At 66.4% G+C, this 15,944-nt stretch carries 11 protein-coding genes; 2 read left to right on the top strand and 9 right to left on the bottom strand.

The features are described from left to right. Positions 1–91 precede the first annotated feature (91 nt). Together ACJ7Z0_RS28345 and map are read right to left on the bottom strand one after the other, a co-directional pair. Positions 92–2,698: a [protein-PII] uridylyltransferase gene (locus ACJ7Z0_RS28345; protein WP_434792516.1), complete on the bottom strand. Its 2,607-nt coding sequence runs from the start codon at positions 2,696–2,698 to the stop codon at positions 92–94. A 37-nt stretch (positions 2,699–2,735) separates the two neighbouring features. Further along, positions 2,736–3,560 (bottom strand): type I methionyl aminopeptidase, encoded by an 825-nt coding sequence (gene map, locus ACJ7Z0_RS28350; RefSeq protein WP_431131226.1) that lies wholly within the window; start codon positions 3,558–3,560, stop codon positions 2,736–2,738. A gap of 237 nt (positions 3,561–3,797) precedes the next feature. On the opposite strand from map, the gene purL reads away from it, so the two are divergent. After that, positions 3,798–7,793, top strand: coding sequence for a phosphoribosylformylglycinamidine synthase (gene purL / locus ACJ7Z0_RS28355; protein ID WP_434792737.1), 3,996 nt, complete (start codon positions 3,798–3,800; stop codon positions 7,791–7,793). Positions 7,794–7,951: 158 nt separating this feature from the next. On the opposite strand, the gene ACJ7Z0_RS28360 is transcribed toward purL, so the two are convergent. From ACJ7Z0_RS28360 to ACJ7Z0_RS28390, 7 genes are all read right to left on the bottom strand, one after another. Continuing rightward, positions 7,952–8,839 carry a proline dehydrogenase family protein gene (locus tag ACJ7Z0_RS28360; RefSeq protein WP_434792517.1) on the bottom strand — a complete coding sequence of 296 codons (888 nt, stop codon included), beginning with the start codon at positions 8,837–8,839 and terminating at the stop codon, positions 7,952–7,954. A 284-nt stretch (positions 8,840–9,123) separates the two neighbouring features. Beyond that, positions 9,124–9,909 carry a peptidylprolyl isomerase gene (locus ACJ7Z0_RS28365; RefSeq protein WP_431131230.1) on the bottom strand — a complete coding sequence of 262 codons (786 nt, stop codon included), beginning with the start codon at positions 9,907–9,909 and terminating at the stop codon, positions 9,124–9,126. Between the two features lie 143 nt (positions 9,910–10,052). Continuing rightward, a complete protein-coding gene (locus ACJ7Z0_RS28370) occupies positions 10,053–10,328 on the bottom strand; it encodes a BolA family protein (protein WP_434792518.1) in 276 nt (91 codons plus the stop codon). After that, complete coding sequence (locus ACJ7Z0_RS28375) at positions 10,325–10,867, bottom strand: septation protein A (protein WP_431131234.1); 543 nt, start codon at positions 10,865–10,867, stop codon at positions 10,325–10,327. Before ACJ7Z0_RS28375 ends, ACJ7Z0_RS28370 begins: the two co-directional genes overlap by 4 nt. A 21-nt stretch (positions 10,868–10,888) precedes the next feature. Continuing rightward, positions 10,889–11,299 (bottom strand): peptide-methionine (R)-S-oxide reductase MsrB, encoded by a 411-nt coding sequence (gene msrB / locus ACJ7Z0_RS28380; protein ID WP_431131236.1) that lies wholly within the window; start codon positions 11,297–11,299, stop codon positions 10,889–10,891. Beyond that, complete coding sequence (locus ACJ7Z0_RS28385) at positions 11,296–12,777, bottom strand: protein adenylyltransferase SelO (RefSeq protein ID WP_434792519.1); 1,482 nt, start codon at positions 12,775–12,777, stop codon at positions 11,296–11,298. Before ACJ7Z0_RS28385 ends, msrB begins: the two co-directional genes overlap by 4 nt. Positions 12,778–12,840: 63 nt before the next feature. Beyond that, on the bottom strand, positions 12,841–13,917 hold the full coding sequence (locus tag ACJ7Z0_RS28390) for an AraC family transcriptional regulator (protein ID WP_434792520.1): 1,077 nt from the start codon (positions 13,915–13,917) through the stop codon (positions 12,841–12,843). Positions 13,918–14,067: 150 nt separating this feature from the next. On the opposite strand from ACJ7Z0_RS28390, the gene ACJ7Z0_RS28395 reads away from it, so the two are divergent. Continuing rightward, positions 14,068–15,906 carry a carboxylesterase/lipase family protein gene (locus ACJ7Z0_RS28395; RefSeq protein ID WP_434792521.1) on the top strand — a complete coding sequence of 613 codons (1,839 nt, stop codon included), beginning with the start codon at positions 14,068–14,070 and terminating at the stop codon, positions 15,904–15,906. Positions 15,907–15,944 lie beyond the last annotated feature (38 nt).

The following is a 15,944-nucleotide window of genomic DNA, read 5'->3' on the forward strand; positions in this document are numbered from 1 at the left end:
TTGCCGTTCGAGTTGAATCAAGTCGACAACATCATGCCGCAGGATGCGCCTGCGAATGAAACAAGCGGAAAGCGGCCTGGCGCTAACAGCCCTAAGACGCCAGCGCTTCCATCAGCTCGGTCTCGATCGCCAGCTGCGTCTTCTGGCCCTGCAGTTCGGGCCCGCTGATCAGGAAGGTGTCTTCCACGCGCTCGCCCAGGGTCGTGATCTTGGCGAGCTGCAGGTTCAGGTGGTGCCGTGCGAGCACGCGCGCCACCGAATACAAAAGCCCCGCGCGGTCGCTGGCCGAGATGTTGAGCAGCCAGCGCTGCGCCTTGTCGTCGGGCAGCAGGCTGATGCGCGGCTTGATCGGGAAACTGCGCACGCGGCGCGACACGCGTCCCACGCTCGGCGAGGGCAGGGGGCCGGCTTCGGTCAGCGTGTGCGCAAGGCCCGACTCGACCATGCTGATGAGGTCGCGGTAATGGTCGGGCTGGAAAGTGGTCACCACCTGGAAGGTGTCGAGCGCGTAGCCGTTGCTCGTGGTGTGTACTTTCGCGTCAAGAATGTTGAACGACGACTGGTCGAAATAACCGCAGATGCGCGCGAACAGGTCGGGCTGGTCGGGCGTGTAGACCACCACTTGCAGGCCTTCGCCCACCGGTGAAAGATGAGCCCGCACTACTGGCGCCGCCTTGGGATCGACGGGCACGTTGGGCGGCGGCACGAAGCGCGAGAGCTGCTTGGCGTGCCAGGCGATCTCGGTGGCGTCGTGGCGCATGAAGTAGCCCACGTCGAGCGTGTCCCACAGCGCCTTGTGGGCCTCGAAGCGCTGGGCATGCAGCGCCAGCTGCACCAGTGCTTCGCGCTTGCGCAATTCCACCTCGGCGTCGGGGTCGGGCATGCGCCCGCCCAGTGCGCGCAGGGTGTAGCGGTACAGGTCTTCGAGCAGCTTGCCCTTCCAGGCATTCCACACGCGCGGCGATGTGCCCCGGATGTCGGCCACCGTCAGCAGGTAGAGCGCTGTGAGGTAACGCTCGTTGCCCACGCGCTTGGCGAAGGCACCGATCACCTCGGGGTCGCTCAGGTCCTGCTTCTGCGCCACCTGGCTCATCACCAGGTGTTCGGCGACGAGGAATTCGATCAGCTTCGCGTCTTCGCGCGCAATGCCGTGCTGCTTGCAGAAGCGCTGCACGTCGCGCGCGCCGAGCGTGGAATGGTCGCCGCCGCGGCCCTTGGCAATGTCGTGGAAGAGCGCGGCCACGTAGAGGATCCACGGCTTGTCCCAGCCGGCCGCGAGCTGCGAGCAGAACGGGTATTCGTGCGCGTGCTCGGCAATGAAGAAGCGCCGTACGTTGCGCAGCACCATCAGGATGTGCTGGTCCACCGTGTAGACGTGGAACAGGTCGTGCTGCATCTGTCCCACGATGCTGCGGAACACTCGCAGGTAGCGCCCCAGCACCGAGGTCTGATTCATGAGCCTGAACGCATGCGTGATGCCGTAGGGCTGCAGCAGGATGCGCATGAAGGTCTGATGGTTGACCGGATCGTTGCGGAACTTGCTGTCCATCACGTGGCGCGCGTTGTAGAGCGCGCGCAGCGTGCGGGCCGACAGGCCCTGCACGCCGATGGTCTTCTGGTAGAGAAGAAAGGTCTCGAGAATGGCGTGCGGCTCGCGCTCGTAGAGATCGTCGCTCGCAATCTCGATCAGGCCGGCGCGCTCGAAGAAGCGCTCGTTGATGGGCGTGTGCTGCTCGTCCACCGGCTGCAGCCGCTCCGCGATGTTGAGCAGCAGGATCTGGTTGAGCTGCGACACCGCCTTGGCCGCCCAGTAGTAGCGCCGCATCAGCGCCTCGCTCGACTTGCGCTGCGATTCGCCTTCATAGCCGAAGCTCGCGGCCACGGCCGTCTGCAGGTCGAACACCAGGCGGTCTTCGCGCCGCTTGGCAATCACGTGCAGGCGCGCGCGGATCAGCGAGAGCAGGGCTTCGTTGCGCTTGATCTGCTGCGCCTCGAAGGAGGTTGCCAGGCCGTTCTTGGCCAAGTCGTCCCAGCGGTTGCCGAAGCCCGCGGCCTTGGTCATCCAGAGAATGGTCTGCAGGTCGCGCAGGCCGCCCGGCGATTCCTTGCAGTTGGGCTCCAGCGCGTAAGGTGTGCTGTCGTACTTCTGGTGGCGATGCCGCATTTCCTGCGACTTGGCGACAAAGAAAGCCTGAGGATCGATGGCCCGCGCAAAGCGCCTGCGGAACGCCACGAACAGCTTCTTGTTGCCCGCGACGAAGCGCGATTCGAGCAGCGAGGTCTGGACCGTGACGTCCTTCTCGGCTTCAGCCAGGCACTCTTCGACCGTGCGCACGCTGGAGCCGATTTCAAGCCCGGCGTCCCAGCATTGGCCGATGAAGGCCTCGATGCGCGCTGGATCGATTTCGCTGGCGTGGCCCTCGGGCGGCAGCAGCAGCAGCACGTCGACGTCGGAATACGGAAACAGCTCGCCGCGGCCGAAGCCGCCCACGGCCGCCAGCGTGAGCGAGTCGCCGAAGTCGGCGTCCCGCCAGAGCGCGCACAGTGTCTGGTCGGCCAGCGCCGACAGCTGGCGCAGCACGGTGTGCACGCTGCGCGTGGGCGCGCGCGCAAAGCGCAGGGTATCGAACAGCGCCAGCTTCTTCGCGCGATAGGCTTCGCGAAGCGCGGCGACGTCGATCTTGGCTGGTTCGATCACGACGGCTTTGTCCGGGGCCGTGCGCCGCTCGCGCGGCTCACGTTTTCGTGGAAGTGACGAACGAGGGCAGGGGTGGGCTGCCTTCGGACAGCGTGAGCACCTCGTAGCCCGTTTCGGTGACCAGCACCGTGTGTTCCCATTGCGCCGACAGCGAATGGTCGCGTGTGACGATGGTCCAGCCGTCGTACTGGCCGCCCCTGAAGTCTTCCTTCACCTCGCGCTTGCCGGCATTGATCATCGGCTCGATGGTGAAGATCATGCCGGGCTTGAGTTCTTCGAGCGTGCCCGGGCGGCCGTAGTGCAGCACCTGCGGCTCTTCATGGAAGCGCTGGCCCACGCCGTGGCCGCAAAACTCGCGCACCACCGAATAGCCCTGGCCTTCGGCGAACTTCTGGATGGCGTAGCCCACGTCGCCCAAATGCGCGCCCGGGCGCACCTGCATGATGCCGTGCCACATGGCTTCGAAAGTGATGTGGCACAGGCGCTTGGCGGCAATGGAAGCGTCGCCGATGATGTACATGCGGCTGTTGTCGCCGAACCAGCCGTCCTTGATGACGGTCACGTCGACGTTCATGATGTCGCCCTTCTTCAAGGGCTTGTCATTCGGAATGCCGTGGCACACCACGTGGTTGACCGAGGTGCAGAGCGACTTCGGGAACGGGACGCTGCTGGCGCCCATGTAGCCCACGGTGGCCGAGGTGGTGCCCTGCTTGACCATGTATTCGGCCGCCAGCCGGTCGACGTCGTTCGTGGTGATGCCGGGCTTGATGAGGGGCGTGAGGTAGTCCAGCACCTCGGAAGCCAGGCGGCAGGCGACGCGCATGGCTTCGATGCCCGCAGCGTCTTTGTAGGTAATGCTCATCCCGGAATTATCCCATTGGAAGAATGAGCCTGCCCCCAACGCGGGGCACTTCGTGTCCCCGCTGCCCCCAAGGGGGCGGCCGACTCGGGACGGCCCGGCGTTGGCCTAAAATCCCGGGTTAACGCGGATGGCCCCAGTCAGCGGCCGTCCGCCTCGATTTTCTTGATTCCCAACGCGGCCCCCGAGGCCCCATCGACCGTGACGCAGCCCGCACCTCAAGCCCTTCCTGTCGTAACCATGTTCGAGGGCGGCAGCGCACTCAGCGATTTCCGCGCACGGCAGCTGCTGCCCAAGCTGCAGGCCATCGAGCCCCGCATCGAAGGCATTGCCGCCCGCTTCGTGCACCTGGTGGTCACCGATGCCGCCCTGGACGCAGCCGACCGCGACCGCTTCGCTGCGCTCCTGACCTATGGCGAGCCCTTCGAGGCACTGGCCAAGGCCGGTACCTCCGTGGTCGTCACCCCCCGCCTGGGCACCGTGTCGCCCTGGGCTTCCAAGGCCACCGACATTGCCCACAACTGCGGGCTTGCGCTGCGCCGCGTCGAGCGGGTCACGCAATACCACCTGAGGCTCAAGGCGCCGCTGATCGGCAAGGCGCCCGTGCTCGAAGGCGACCTGCTCGCCGCCGTGGCCGGGCCGCTGCACGACCGCATGACCGAATCGGTGCTGGCCACGGCGGAGCAGGCCGCGAGCCTCTTCAGCGAGTTGCCGGCCCAGCCGATGGCGCTGGTCGACGTGCAGGGCGGCGGCCGCGCCGCGCTGGTGGCGGCCAACACGGGTTTCGGCCTGGCACTGGCCGAGGACGAGATCGACTACTTGGTCGAGGCCTTTACCCGGCTCGGGCGCAACCCGAGCGACGTCGAACTGATGATGTTCGCGCAGGCCAACAGCGAGCACTGCCGCCACAAGATCTTCAATGCCGCCTTCACCATCGACGGCGTGGCCCAGCCGCAGAGCCTGTTCTCGATGATCCGCCACACCGAGAAACAGAACCCGCAGCACACGGTCATTGCCTATGCGGACAACGCCTCGGTGATGGAGGGCTCGACGATCGAGCGCTTTGTCGCCCGCTCGGATTCGCAGGGCTATCAAAAAGATAGCGCCCTGAGCCATGTGCTCATGAAGGTGGAGACGCACAACCACCCGACCGCCATCTCTCCGTTTCCGGGCGCCTCGACCGGTGCGGGCGGCGAGATCCGCGACGAAGGCGCCACCGGCCGCGGCTCCAAGCCCAAGGCCGGCCTGACCGGCTTCACCGTGTCCAGGCTCTGGCCGGAAGAGGGCCACTACGGCAAGCCCGAACACATTGCGAGCCCGCTGCAGATCATGACCGAGGGCCCGCTGGGCGGCGCCGCGTTCAACAACGAATTCGGCCGGCCCAACCTGCTGGGCTACTTCCGCGAATACGAGCAGACGGTGGCCAGCGACCTCGACACCGTGCAGCGCGGCTATCACAAGCCCATCATGATCGCGGGCGGCCTCGGCAGCATCGACGCCACCCAGACGAAGAAGATCCAGTTCCCGGCCGGCTCGCTGCTGATCCAGCTCGGCGGCCCCGGCATGCGCATCGGCATGGGCGGCAGCGCCGCCAGCTCGATGGCGACCGGCGCCAACGCGGCCGAGCTCGACTTCGACTCGGTGCAGCGCGGCAACCCCGAAATCGAGCGCCGCGCGCAAGAGGTCATCAACCATTGCTGGCAGCAGGGCGCGACCAACCCGATCCTGGCGATCCACGACGTGGGCGCGGGCGGCCTGAGCAATGCTTTCCCCGAGCTGACCAACGACGCCGGCCGCGGCGCGCGCTTCGACCTGCGCGCCGTGCCCCTCGAAGAATCGGGCATGGCACCCAAGGAAATCTGGTGCAACGAGAGCCAGGAGCGCTACGTGCTGGCCATTGCGCCGGAATCGCTCGAACAGTTCAAGGCCTTCTGCGAGCGCGAGCGCTGCCCGTTCTCGGTGGTGGGCGTGGCGACCGAGGAGCGCCAGCTGCTGGTGGCTGATGAAGGGGCCGCCGTGCAGCCTGTTGACATGCCCATGGACGTGCTTCTGGGCAAGCCGCCCAAGATGCACCGCGACGTGAAGACCGTCGCCCGCAGTTTCAAGCCGCTCGACCTCACCGGCGTCGATCTGCAAAAGGCCGCCATCGACGTGCTCTCGCACCCGACCGTGGCCTCCAAGCGCTTCCTGATCACCATCGGCGACCGCACCGTGGGCGGCCTGAGCCACCGGGACCAGATGGTCGGCCCGTGGCAGGTGCCCGTGGCCGATTGCGCCGTGACGATGGCCGACTACAAGGGCTTTGCGGGCGAGGCGATGAGCATGGGCGAACGCACGCCGCTGGCCGCGCTCGACGCGCCGGCTTCGGGCCGTATGGCCGTGGCCGAGGCCATCACCAACCTGCTGGCCGCGCCGATCGAGCTTTCGCGCGTGAAGCTCTCGGCCAACTGGATGGCCGCCTGCGGCGAGCCCGGCGAAGACGCCGCGCTGTACGAAACCGTCAAGGCCGTGGGCCTGGAGCTGTGCCCGGCGCTGGGGGTGTCGATCCCGGTCGGCAAGGATTCGCTGTCGATGCGCACGCAGTGGAAGGACGGCGGCGAGGCGAAGAAGGTCACCTCGCCCGTCAGCCTGATCGTCACCGCATTCGCGACGCTCGCCGACGTGCGCGGCACGCTCACCCCGCAGCTCGACGCCGAAGAGGCCGACACCACCCTCGTGCTCATCGACCTGGGCCGGGGCCAGCACCGCATGGCCGGCAGCATCCTGGCGCAGACGCTCGGCCAGAGCGGCGATGTGGTGCCCGACCTCGACGACCCCGCGCAGCTCGTGGCGCTGGTCGATGCCGTGAACGCGCTGCGCGCCGACGGCAAGATCCTGGCCATGCACGACCGCAGCGACGGCGGCCTGTTCGCCACCGCCTGCGAAATGGCCTTTGCGGGCCATGTGGGCGTGGCCCTCAACGTCGACATGCTGGTCACCGAAGGCGACGGCATCTCCGACAGCCGCATGGAAACCGGCGACGCCAAGAACTGGGCGCAGCAGGTCAGCGCGCGGCGCGAAGAGCTCACGCTCAAGGCGCTGTTCAACGAAGAACTCGGCATGGTGTTGCAGGTGCGCACGGCAGAGCGCAACGACGTGATGCAGGTGCTGCGCGCCCACGGCCTCAGCGCCCACAGCCATTTCGTCGGCAAGACCCGGCCGGCCAGCTCGACGATGGACGCGGGCAAGGGCAAGCTCGAAGTCTGGCGCGATGCCAAGTCGGTGTTCAGCGCCACGCTGCACGACCTGCACCAGGTGTGGGATTCGGTCAGCTGGAAGATCGCCCGCGAGCGCGACAACCCGGCCTGCGCCGACGCCGAGCACGCCGCCGCCGGCGAGCCTTCGGACCCCGGCATGCATGTATTTCTCCCTCTCCCTCAGGGAGAGGGCAGGGGTGAGGGCAACGGCCTCAACGCTCCCGCCATCCTCCAATCCCGCCCCAAGGTCGCGATCCTGCGCGAGCAGGGCGTCAACTCGCACGTCGAGATGGCCTACGCCTTCACCGAAGCCGGCTTCGAGGCCTACGACGTGCACATGACCGACCTGCAGACGGGCAGGGCGGACCTCGCCAACTTCAAGGGCGTGGTCGCCTGCGGCGGCTTCAGCTATGGCGACACGCTGGGCGCCGGCATCGGCTGGGCGCGCAGCATCACCTTCAACCCGAAGCTCGCCGAACAGTTCAAGGCCTTCTTCGGCCGCGAAGACACCTTCGGCCTGGGCGTGTGCAACGGCTGCCAGATGTTCGCCGAACTGGCCGACATCATCCCGGGCGCCGAAGCCTGGCCGCGCTTCACCACCAACCAGAGCGAACGCTTCGAGGCGCGCCTGTCGATGGTCGAAGTGCTCGAATCGCCGAGCCTCTTCTTTGCAGGCATGGCCGGCAGCCGGCTGCCGATCGCGGTGGCGCACGGCGAGGGCTATGCCAACTTCAAGCACCGCGGCGACCAAGCCAAGGCCATCGCGGCCATGCGCTTCGTGGACAACCACGGCAAGGCCACCGAGCAGTACCCGTTCAACCCGAACGGCAGTGCAGGCGGCCTGACTTCGGTGACCACGCCGGACGGTCGTTTCACCGCCGTGATGCCGCACCCGGAGCGTGTGTTCCGCAACATCCAGATGAGCTGGACGCCGGGTGACCGCAGCGAACTGAGCCCGTGGATGCAGATCTGGCGCAACGCGCGCCGCTGGGTGGGCTGACCGGCGCATGCTCGACCTCGATCACCCGCGAAGCCGGCATGTGCTGGAAGCCGCGCGGATCGAGGACGCGATCCGCCGACAGTTGCTCGCATGGCGCGAGGATGCGGCCGCCGCTTCGCTTCGGCACCTGGGCGGCCTGAAACCGAGGCGCGTGGCAATCAACGCGTCAGCATTGCCCGCATCAGATAGCCCGCGATTTGCGGGTTCTCCTTGATGCGCCTTGTGCTGTAGCCGTACCAGTCCTTGCCATAGGGCACGTAGATACGTACCCCGTAGCCAGCCAGCAGCAGCTGGTCCCGCAACGGCTCGCAAACGCCGAGCAGCATCTGGAATTCAAAGCGCGAGCGATCGATATCTCGGCTGCGTGCCAGCCTCGTCACGCCATCGATCAACTCCGCGTCGTGCGTGGCGACACCGACGAAGGTGCCGGTATCGAAGCAACGGCCCACGTGGTGCAGGAAGTGTGCGTTGATGGCGCTTCTGTCTCGCCATGCGTCGTCCACCAGATGCTGCCGGTCTTCGACATAGATGCCTTTGCACAGCCGCAGATTTCGGCCCTGGCCGAGCAGCGGCTCGATATCGCGATAGGTGCGCTTGAGGTACGCTTGAAGCACAAGACCGACGTTCGTATGTCGTGGCCTCAGGCGGCCGAGCAGATCGATCTCTTTTTGCGTGCAGCTTGCGTCTTCCATGTCGATGCGAACGAAGTTGCCGTGGCGCGCCGCCGCATCGACGATGCGCAGGAGGTAGTGTTCGCAATGCGCTTCGTCGAGCAAAAGCCCCAGTGCGGAGGGTTTGACCGACACGTTGGCGTCGAGTCCATGGGCATGAACAGCGTCGAGCACCTCGATGTATTCATCGGCAGTGCGCTCGGCCTCGCGCATGTCTGCCACGACTTCGCCGAGTACGTCGACGGTCGCGGCGCATCCCAGTGCATTGAGTTTGCGAATGCGTGCGACGGCCTCGCCGACAGTGCTGCCGGCGATGTAGCGACGGGATGCCTTTTGAACGAGGACGCGCGGAACCAGGGGGATGGCGTGCGCCATCAGTGCATTGAATGTGAGCACAGGAATTTCCCAAAACGAAAGAACGACGACGGCCCCGCCGGTTGCGGCGGGGCAGGGCGACGCCCGAGGGCCGTGCATCCCATGAGGGAGCGCGGCGCCGGAGGGGCGTTCAGTTCTTTGCGGAGGGAGGCCAGGCTGCGGCTTGCATTCGTGTGGGCTTGGAGCTGGATGTGCGTGGAGGTCGCGAGTGTCGCAGATGGCGCGGTCGCCATTGCCCAAAAGAAAAGCGACCCGAAGGTCGCTATTCTTTTTGCCGTGTCGACTTACTCGACCTTGGCCTTGGCGCGCAGTTCCTCTTGGTACTTCTGCAGGCGCTGCTGCTGCAGCTGCTGCGTGATCTGCGGCTTCACTTCTTCCAGCTTCGGAAGCTGGGCCTGGCGGATGTCGTCGACGCGGATGATGTGAAAGCCGAACTGCGTCTTGATCGGGGCAGGGGTGGTTTCACCCTTCTTGAGCTTGATCATCGCTTCCGAGAATTCGGGCACGAAGCTCGCCGGGTTGGCCCAGTCGAGGTCGCCGCCGTTGGCGCCCGATCCCGGGTCCTTGCTCTGCTTCTTGGCGATGTCCTCGAACTTGGCGCCCTTCTTCAGGTCGGCCATGATCTTCTTGGCCTGGTCTTCGGTTTCGACCAGGATGTGGCGGGCCTTGTATTCCTTGCCGCCGTTGGCTGCCACGAACTTGTCGTACTCGGCCTTCACGTCGGCGTCCGAGACCGGGCTGGTCTTGCGGTAGTTCTCGAACAGCGCGCGGATCAGGATCGCCTGGCGGGCAAGTTCGAGCTGGTTCTTGTAGTCGTCGGTGGCGTCGAGGCCCTGTTTCTGCGCTTCCTGCATGAACACTTCGCGCGCAACGACTTCCTCGCGCAGCTGGCCCTGCATTTCCGGCGTAACCGGCCGGCCGGCTGCCGCCAGCTGCTGGGCCAGCACGTCCATGCGCGCCTTGGGCACGGGCTTGCCGTTGACGATGGCTGCGTTCTGCGCCATGGCCGCCATAGGAATCGCACCGAGCAGCGCTGCGGCCGCAACGGCCTGCAAGATTTGTTTTTTCATGGAATGAATATCAGGCTGGGGGAAATGCGCGTATGGGAAAAAGCGCGTGGAAGAAAGCGGATGAGACGACGGATCGAAGAAGAAGGGAGGGCGGGCCGCCGCGGCCATGTGGACGGATGGCGGCATGCAACTGATCGAACGACTCAGAGCACCTCGATGGCGATGGCGTGCAGACCCTGCGCGATAAAAACTTGGAGGGCATCATACACAAGGCGATGGCGCGCCACGCGGGGCTTCCCTTCGAACAGTGGGGAAGCAACGCGAACCCGGAAATGCGTGCCGCGCCCCTCCGCGTTGGCGCCGGCATGGCCCGCATGGGCGCTGCTCTCGTCGATCACTTCCAGCACGGTGGGCTGGAGCGCCTGACGCAGCGCCGCTTCGAGGTCGCGCGCCGTCGGCAAGGGGTGGTTCACGTTCATGCGGCAGGCTTGTCGTCGCCCTTGAGGTGCGGCGAAATGTAAAGCCCCTGTGCCACCAGGAAGACGACCGGAAACACATAGCCCCAGAGCTTGAAGTTGACCCAGGCCTCGGTGGTGAAGTACGCCGCCACGTAGCCGTTGATGATCGCCATGAAGAGGCAGTAGCCGATCCAGGCCACGTTGAGGCGGCCCCACACGCGGTCGGGCAGCTGCAGTTGCGAACCCAGCAGCATCTTGAGGAAGTTCTTTTTCAGCGCCCAGAGCGCAACCGCCAGGGCGATGGCCATGGCGCCATAGAGCACCGTGGGCTTCCACTTGATGAAGCGGTCGTCGTGCAGCACCAGCGTGAGCGTGCCGAACAAGAGGATCAGCACCAGCGTGGCCTTCTGCATGGCCTGCAGCTTGCGCTCCATGGCGTAGATGATGCCCATCTGCACCACGGTGGCGGCCATGAGCACGCCGGTGGCGGTGTAGATGTCGGCCAGCTTGTAGGCGCCGAAGAACAGCAGGATCGGAAAGAAGTCGAGGATCAGTTTCATGCGCTGGGGAGGGCTGGTTGGTTATTTCTTCTGGAAGTCCAGCGAGGCGGAATTCATGCAATAGCGAAGGCCGGTTTCGGTGGGGCCGTCGGGGAACACGTGGCCCAAGTGGGCGCCGCAGTTCGCGCAGACGTTTTCGGTGCGCACCATGCCGTGCGAGCGGTCGACGATGTTCTTGATGGCACCCGGCACGGCTTCTTCCGAGAAGCTGGGCCAGCCGCAACCCGCGTCGAACTTGGCCGAGGCCTCGAACAGCTTGGCGCCGCAGCAGATGCAATGGTAGGTGCCGTCTTCCCAGTGGGCCTCGTACTTGCCGGTGAAGGGGCGCTCGGTGGCGGCATGGCGCGTGACCTCGAAGGCCGCGGGCTCGGCGCCTTTTTCAGCGAGCAGGGCTTTCCATTCGGCGTCGGTTTTCTGTGCGGGAGTGGTCATGATGAGCAGCTGATTGCGATCGTGGAGGCCCAGTCGGGCGGGAACCCGGCATAGGCATCGGCACCGGGATGTTCTTCAGATGGGGTTTGGAGCAGTGTCAGCAAGGTTGCCACACCCGAGAAGTCCTTTTGGCCTGCCGCTTCGATGGCTTGCTGCCCCAGGTGGTTCCTCAACACGTACTTCGGATTGGATTTGAGCATCAAATCCGCGGCTTCCGGGTGCGACGACTGCGCGTGGCGCTCCGAAAATAATAGCAGCCAGGCGTCGAAACCGGCACGATCCAGGAACAGGTCGCGCACCGGCTCGGCGTTGCCGCCGGCCATGTGCTGCGAGAGGCGGCGCCAGAAGATCGTGTAGTCGACCTTTTCCGCGGCCAGGAGCTTCAGCACGCCCTCGATGAGCGTGCGGTCGCCCTCGGCCGAATCGGTGAGTCCGAGCTTGGCCCGCATGCGCCCCTCGAACTCGCGCGGAAACACCGTCTTGTAGGACTCCAGCGCCGCCACCGCGATTTCCTGGTCGCCGATCAGCGGCAGCAGTGCCTGCGCCAGGCAGAACAGGTTCCAGTAGGCCACGTTGGGCTGCTGGTTGAAGGCGTAGCGGCCGCTGGTGTCGCTGTGATTGCAGATGTGGCGCGGATCGAAACCGTCCAGGAACTGGAACGGCCCGTAGTCGATGGTGAGCCCGAGGATGCTCATGTTGTCGGTGTTCATCACGCCGTGGCAAAAGCCCACGGCCTGCCATTGGGCGAGCAGGGCGGCGGTGCGCTCGCTCACGGTTTCCAGGAAGGCCGCATAGGCGTTGCCGTTGAAGCGCTCCGTGGTGCGGCAGGTCGGGTAATGGCGGTCGATCACGTAGTCGGCCAATGCACGCAGTTCGGCGTCGCGCTGGTTCGCCGCAAAGTGCTCGAAGTGGCCGAAGCGAATGAAGCTGGGCGCCACGCGGGTCACCACGGCCGCGCTTTCCGGTTCTTCGCGGTACACGGGGGCGTCCGAGCCGGTGACGCAGAGCGCGCGGGTGGTGGGTATGCCAAGGCCGTGCATGGCCTCGCTGCAGAGGAATTCGCGAATGCTGGAACGCAGCACGGCGCGGCCGTCGCCGCCGCGCGAATAGGGCGTGCGGCCCGCGCCCTTGAGCTGCACTTCGAGGCCGCCCGCCGTTTCGCCCAGCATGATCGCGCGGCCGTCGCCGAGCTGGCCGGCCCAGACGCCGAACTGGTGGCCGCTGTAGACCGTGGCAAAGGGCCGGGTTCCCGCCACCAACAGGTTGCCGGTCAGGGCTGCCAGCGTGCTGTCCGATTGCCGCCAGCCGGCCGGCAAGCCAAGCTCGCGCGCCATCGCTTCGCTATGGCCCACCCAGTAGGGATCGGGTAGCGGCGTCGGCCGCAATTCGGTGAGAAACGCGGGCCCCAACGCCAGGAATCCGGGTTTCCATTGCAGTCCCAGGTCGGCGGCGACCGTGTCTTCGGCAAGCAAGCTCATGCCCGGATTGTCCGGCAGAGCGCGTAACCCCTTGCTGCGCGGGCCATCGAGGGCCCGGCGCGGTCAGTGGGCGAGTGCCGGGGCCGCCCAGATCCGCGCCCGGTATTGCGCGGGCGGCAGGCCGAACCACCGCTTGCAGGCCCGGAAGAAATTGCTGCTGTCGACGAAGCCGAGCATGTCCGCCACGTCGGTGAGCGTGTGGCGGTCTTCGGCCAGGTACTGCTGCGCGAGTTCGCGGCGGGTGCGGTCGAGCAGCGACTGGAACGACACCGACTCTTCCTGCAGCCGCCGCTGCAGCGTGCGCTCCGCCAGCCCGAGGCCGGCGGCCACGTCCTGCCGGCGCGGCTCGCCCCGCGGCAGCCGGCGCGCGATCTCGGCGCACACCAGGCTGCTGGTCGTGGTCTGGCCCAGGAGGCCCAGTTGGTCGTCCAGCAGGTGCTCCTGCATTTCGCCGAGGGCGGGGTGATGCGTGGGCAGCGGCATGGCCAGGTCGGTGTTCGACAGCAGCATGCGGTTCGCGGCGGCGTTGAAGCGCACGTCGCAGCCGAAGGCCTCGCGGTGCAGCCGGTCGCTGGCCGGCGCGGGGTAGACGAACTCCATGGCCAGCGGCTGCAGTTCGCGCCGCGTGAGCCATTGGCATTGCATGAGCGTGGTCAGGAGGGCGTATTCGACGCGCTGGCGGGGTATCGGCAAGCTGCCGCCGTTGTGCTCCATCACCATCCAGCAACCGCGTGGGTCGGGTTGCAGCGAGAAAGCCGTCGCGTCCGAGATCACGGCCATGTAGCGCGCCAGCCGCGCGAGGGCCGAGCCGAGATCGGGGCTGCAGGCCATGGCGTGGCCGACCGTGCCCAGCTTGCTGTGCGTGGCGGCCAGGTCGCGATGCAGGCCCAGCGAAGGCTTGCCGGCGCGCGCCACGGCCAGTTGCCAGAGCATGGTGATTTCGTCGACCGGAATGCGCGCGTTCTGGCGGCGCAGCGAATCGGGATCGAACCCAGCGTCCCGCAGCAGCGAAGGCACGTCGAGCCCTTCGGCCTCGAACATCGAGAGCACGCCTTCGAGCCACGCGGCCGAGCTGGTCCGCAGCTCGGGCTGCTGCGCGCAGCCCGGTCGGCGTTGGGGCCTGCGCTGGGCGTGTGGCATGGAGGTTCCTGAAGTCATTGAATTGGCTCGCTTGCGATAGCGGGGGAAACGCGGTCCGTTCCTAGAATTTTCTGGCGGGTTCGGCCGGCCGGAGTATGGCCACCGGGCACCGATGCAGGAATTCCGATTAACCCGGTGTGGAGACAAAAAATGGATACGGCACTGACAGCAGTACAGGCACGGCCAGAAGACCAGCGGGCGGCAGGAACGACGGTGGCGGTTGCACGGGCCATCGCCATGACGGCGTGTCTGGCTTTGACGGCCTGCGGGGGAGGCGGTTCTTCGGGCTCGTCGTTTGCGTTCCTTCCTGTCGCGCCACCCGCGCCTCCACCGCCCGCTGCGCCGCCCCCGGCCGCCGACGGCCCCATGGTGCGCCAGACCACCGCCGGCAAGATCGAGGGCGTGGACGACAGCGCCAGGACGGGCACCTGGTTCTGGAAGGGTGTTCCGTTCGCGCAACCGCCGGTCGGCGCGCTGCGCTGGCGTGCACCGGCCGAGCCCGCGGCCTGGAGCGGCATTCGCCCGGCCACGAAGTTCGGCAACGCCTGCCTGCAGATCGGCCGGCTTTTCAGTCCCGGCACCAACAACACCTACGACGCCACCATCGGCACCAACCTGGGCAAGCCGGTCGGCAGCGAAGACTGCCTGTTCGTCAACATCTGGCGCCCGGCCACCACCGACGCGAACCTGCCGGTGCTGCTGTTCGTCCATGGCGGAAGCAACATATCGGGCTACACGGCCGACCCGCTGTATGACGGCGCCGCGCTGGCGAAGAACGCCAACGCGGTGGTCATCACCGCCAGCTACCGCCTGGGCATCCTGGGCTTCCTGAACCTGCCGCAATTGCGGCCGGGCGGCACCGCGGGCGACGACTCGGGCAACTTCGCGCTGCTCGACAACATGGCGGCGCTGCGCTTCATCAGGAACAACGTCGCGGGCTTCGGCGGCGATCCGAACAACGTCACGCTGTCGGGCGAATCGGCCGGCGCCACCAACCTGCTGGCGGTGATGACTTCGCCGATGGCCAAGGGCCTGTTCCACAAGGCCTTCGAGATGAGTGGCGGCATTTCGCTTGCAAGCAACCTGCCGCCCGGCACGCTGCCTTCGCTCCAGCCGGCCGCGGTTTCGCTCGCGCAGGGCCAGGCCATCCTGGAGAAACTGCTCGTGGCCGACGGCACCGTCGCCGACGCGGCGGCCGCCAAGGCCTACATCGGCACGCGCACCCCGGCACAGATTGCCGACTACCTGCGCGCACAGGAAGGCGGCGCCATGCTGGCCACGGTGGTCGCCGCCGGCCTGGGGGCCGTCGGGCCCATTCCCGACGGCACGGTGATCCCCACCGACCCGATCGGCGCCATCGCGGCCGACCAGTACGTGAAGGTGCCCTTGCTCGCGGGCAACACGCGCGACGAGGGCAAGCTCTTCGCGTCGCTGCTGCCGGCCATCGGTTTTCCGAAGTCCGGCTGGATCGTCAACGACGCCCAGCGCTTTTCGATGATGTTCAACTTCGACCCCGACGCGGCGCCCTCGCTCACGGTGGCCGACATCATCGATCCGTTCTACCTGCCGGTAGACACCCCCGTCACGGGCTACAACGCGGCGACGGGGCTCATCACGAAGCATCTTTTCGAGGCCAATCGCGACAACCTCCTCAATACGATGAAGACGCGCCAGTCCAACATCTGGCACTACCGCCTCGATTGGGCGCAGGAACCGTCACCGTGGAACGACGTCTATGGCGCCTCGCACGCCTTCGACCTGCCGTTCGTATTCGGCAACTTCGGCCCCTCGCTGCTCAGCGGCGTGATGGCCGCCAAGGCCAACCAGCCGGGCCGGCTCGCCTTGTCCAACGCCGTCATGGCCAGCGTCGGCGCGTTCATGCGAAAGGGCGATCCGAACGCCGCCGAACTCGGCACAAACTGGACGCCCTGGCCTTCGAGCCTGCTGCTCGACGCCACGCCGATGGCGGCGAAGATCAGCGTGCAGTAGGCGCCGTGTCCCTCGAGTTCCACGTGCGGGTTTCTGTC

Origin of the sequence: Variovorax palleresanus (assembly GCF_051144945.1) — a bacterium.
GTDB lineage: Bacteria > Pseudomonadota > Gammaproteobacteria > Burkholderiales > Burkholderiaceae_C > Variovorax > Variovorax paradoxus_S.